Source organism: Corallococcus sicarius (genome assembly GCF_003611735.1).
Classification (GTDB): Bacteria; Myxococcota; Myxococcia; order Myxococcales; family Myxococcaceae; genus Corallococcus; species Corallococcus sicarius.
Window position 1 is genome coordinate 1 of the sequence record NZ_RAWG01000576.1, and the last position, 2,363, is coordinate 2,363.

Consider the following 2,363-nt stretch of genomic DNA (forward strand, 5'->3'; position numbering starts at 1 on the left):
CTTCGACACCGCGGGGGGGCCGGGTGCCTTCGAAGACGTGAGGGTGGGCAGCACGGGCAGCACCTTCGGCAGGCCGGGCCCGGGCCTGGGCGCCGTGTTCGCCTGGGTGGCAGTGGCGGTCGGAGACGGGACGGGTGCCACGAGCGGCGGGATGCTGGGAACCGGGGACGTGTTCGCGGAGGCGGGACGGGGATGGGGCAGCACGGCCTCCCGTCCCGGACCGGAGCCCATCCCAGGCGTCCTCACCGGCGCCGCGCTCCGGGCTCCGGACACGCTCACGGGCGTGAGGGTCGGCACGGTGGGCACGGCCACGACGCGGGTGATCTCCTGCGCGGCGCCCGGCACGAAGGTCGGAGTCGGCGGTGGGGGCGCGGTCGTGAGGGGCTGCCGGACGAAGGCGTCATTCGCGGGGCTGTAGAGCTGCTCGTCCTCCAGCGCCGTCGAACACGCCAGGCCCTGGCCCAGCCGCCCCACTTCCCTCTGGAGGACGGGGTCCCTCGGGTCCAGCTCCAGCGCGACCTTCAGCGCACCCCTCGCGCGGGACTCACAACCCAGTGACAACAGCACCTCCGCTGCTTCCCGGTACGCGGCGATGGCCTGGGTCCGCTGTCCGGCGCGCCGACAGGCCTCCGCGAGTCGCACGCGCACGTTCGGGTCGCGTGGCAGCAGCTTCGCCAGCTGCGAGTACGTCTCCGCGCACTCCGCGTACCGGCCCTTCTGGTACAGGGCATATGCCGCTTCCTTCAACTCCCGCAGCTTCGTCGACTCGCGCTCGCTCATGGGGGACCCCGCCTCGGTGCTGGGGCCGTGAGCTAGCAGGCAACGTGCCGAGCGCTGCGAACGTGTGCTCGACGTGCGCTCCTGTTCACTGCCACGCGCGCGGTACGCCCCGTCATCGGATCCGCTGTCGTGCACCGGGCGGACCCGGAGGTCAGACGCCGTGCACCGGTGCACGCTGTCCGCTGCGCGACGCCGCAGGGCCCCTGTAGAAATGGGGGCCACGCTGTAACAATGTCAGTGCTGTTTTGCGGAATGTCTGGGGTTGATGTGTCCTCCGGTGAGACGTCGGGTGCAATCGCATGCGACGCTGGGGCGACTCCGGCGTCCGCTGGAGGAATCCCTGGAGCTCCAGCCGGGGGAGACGACGCTGCTCGCCTGGGACAAGGCCGGTGTCCGGCGCACCTGGCGCATCGTCGTCAAACGCTGACGGCGTCACGGTTCGGCGAGCAGGAACAGGGCGTGTGAGCTGGCAATGGGGCGTGTGCGGTCGTCCTGCCACGCCTCCACGCGCACGTTGGCCACGCGCCGGCCCTGGCGGGTGATGAACGCGCGCGAGAAGGTGTCCTGCGGCTTGCCCGAGCGCAGGAAGTCCACGGTGCTGGAGATGACCTTGGGCACGCGCTCGGTGTCCGTCTGGAGCAGCAGTTCGAACACCGCGGTGGACTCCAGGAGCGCGCTCAGCGCGCCGCCGTGGAGCGCGGGCAGCATGCTGTTGCCGATGAGGTGGGGCGCGTACTTCATCCGGCAGAGCATCTCCCCGGCGAGGTTCTCCACGCCAATGCCCATGAAGCGCGTGTAGGGGATGGCGTCGGTGAGGCGGTGGTATTCGCGCGTCTGGCGCACCGTGCGCACCAGGTCCGCGAGCGGCAGGGAGGTGGGCGTGCTCATCAGTCCTCCACCCGCATGAAGGTGCCCTGCGAGGAGGCCACCGGCAGCGCGGGGTCTCCCTGGTGCACCAGGGCGCGCACGAAGGCGATGAGGCGGGTGACCTTGTAGCACTCGGCGTGCGCGGTCAGCTCCAGGCCCGGGCGCGCGGGGCGCAGGTAGTCGATGCGCAGGTCCAGCGTGGCGATGAGGGCGAAGGCGTTCATCCGCGTGAGCACCGCCGTGCCGCACGTCGCGTCGATGAGCGTCGTCACCGCGCCGCCCGCCACCACGCCCGTCTCCGGGTTGCCCACCAGCACGTCCGCGTACGGCATCACCACCGTCGCGTCCGTGGCGCCCACGTCCACCAGCCGCAGCCCGAGCGCATGGTTGTGGGGCACCGCCTCGCCGTACATCACGGCGAGGTGCGCCATCCGTTCTGCCTTGTCCGAGGGAAGAGGGAGGTTCGGCATGGCGCAAGGCGATAGCAGATTCGGACGGGGGACGGGGGAGTGCGGAGACTGGAACACGCCCGCATGTCCGCTTGTTCATGCGCGCCCTTCGTCCTTCGCGGGACGCCCGGGCCATATAGGCTGCCCGCGCCTTTTTCGTCTCCCCCAAGAGGACCTCCCCGGTGAATCGACTGACCTCCGCCCTCTGCTTCGCGCTGCTGGTGCCGGGCCTGCTCCTGGCCGCGCAGCCGCTGCCCCGCCCCGCGG

At 71.1% G+C, this 2,363-nt stretch carries 4 protein-coding genes; 1 reads left to right on the plus strand and 3 read right to left on the minus strand.

Annotated elements, in window-relative coordinates:
• Window positions 1-780 (minus strand): BTAD domain-containing putative transcriptional regulator (locus tag D7X12_RS40850; RefSeq protein WP_120630502.1); only part of this gene is annotated, 780 nt, incomplete at its 3' end.
• A gap of 289 nt (window positions 781-1,069) precedes the next feature.
• Here D7X12_RS40850 and D7X12_RS43330 point away from each other — a divergent pair.
• Window positions 1,070-1,207 (plus strand): hypothetical protein, encoded by a 138-nt coding sequence (locus D7X12_RS43330; protein WP_158620223.1) that lies wholly within the window; start codon window positions 1,070-1,072, stop codon window positions 1,205-1,207.
• A 5-nt stretch (window positions 1,208-1,212) separates the two neighbouring features.
• Here the strand turns inward: D7X12_RS43330 and D7X12_RS40855 are convergent, their stop codons facing one another.
• The gene (locus tag D7X12_RS40855; protein ID WP_120630503.1) at window positions 1,213-1,668 is read right to left on the minus strand and encodes a PaaI family thioesterase; all 456 of its coding nucleotides are present in this window, start codon (window positions 1,666-1,668) and stop codon (window positions 1,213-1,215) included.
• Complete coding sequence (locus tag D7X12_RS40860; RefSeq protein ID WP_244225084.1) at window positions 1,668-2,078, minus strand: PaaI family thioesterase; 411 nt, start codon at window positions 2,076-2,078, stop codon at window positions 1,668-1,670. The genes D7X12_RS40855 and D7X12_RS40860 overlap by 1 nt, the downstream gene beginning before the upstream one ends.
• Window positions 2,079-2,363: the final 285 nt, after the last annotated feature.